The organism is Bacteroides sp. ET71 (assembly GCF_023336905.1).
Lineage (GTDB): Bacteria > Bacteroidota > Bacteroidia > Bacteroidales > Bacteroidaceae > Bacteroides.
Genome location: NZ_JAMBLS010000108.1, coordinates 1 through 989 on the forward strand (window position 1 = coordinate 1; position 989 = coordinate 989).

The following is a 989-nucleotide window of genomic DNA, read 5'->3' on the forward strand; positions in this document are numbered from 1 at the left end:
CCCTCTTAGTGAAGTACCCGAAGCCCAAGTGAGCAATTACTTCACCCTCTCCGAGATGCCCGGCGAGTTCCTGATAATCCAAAAACCCGACAACACGTTCTATTTCCTATGCAGCCGGGAGTGCGACATCGTGCGGATATGCGAGTCCTTCGACTGGTACATCGTGTCGAAGGACGCTTTCAACGACCGCCTGAGCATCGGCATCGGGCTGGCTGACAAGGAGAGCATCGACGGCGAGGTCTATCGCGTGCAGGACGAAGCCACGCTCTCCCTTTGGCGCGACATCCTCCGTTTCACCTTCGACAGCGATTTCGTGCGCCGGTTCTTCCCCTACAACACCCGTTTCAAGGGCAAGATGCGCATCGACGGCGCATTGTGCTTCTATATCCACGACTATTACCCCACGCGCTGCAAAAATATCGGCGTGGAAGACCGCAAGACCAGCAATTTGGTTTTCCGCTTCAAGGAAGGACAGCAGGCAGCCCTTGTCGCCAAAATCTTCTCCCTTTGCATCGCCCGTATGCCTTTCTACAAGGAAAAGGCGGCCAATGCCGTGCTTATCCCCATCCCGGCGGCTACCCGCGAGCGCAACGCCGCCCGGTTCGCCCGGTTTTGCAGCCTCCTTTCGCGCCGCCTGAAAATCACCGACGGCTTTCGTGCCACTTGGATAAGGGAAGACCGTGAGCAGATGAAAGGCACTCACGGCCTCGACAAACTCTCCAACCTCATATTCCATCCCATCTATTTTCAGGGACGCGATGTGTTCCTTGTGGACGATATTGTGTCCACCGGCGAGAACTTCACGCAGATGAAACGCAGGTTGATGCAGCTTGGAGCCAATTCCGTTACCGGCCTGTTTTTGGGGCGGACAGTAAAAAATGGGAAAGGATAAAAACGAGTTGCCCGGAACACACATTCCAGTTCCCGACCCAAGCAGCGGAATGTAAAAGCCCGTCATTTCCGTCGGCAAGCATATCCCCGTTCCCTTT

At 55.3% G+C, this 989-nt stretch carries 1 protein-coding gene; it reads left to right on the top strand.

Translation table 11 applies throughout. The features are described from left to right. The coding region (locus tag M3090_RS15390) for a phosphoribosyltransferase (RefSeq protein WP_249057734.1) at positions 1-892 on the top strand (892 nt) is incomplete at its 5' end. Between the last annotated feature and the right edge of the window lie 97 nt (positions 893-989).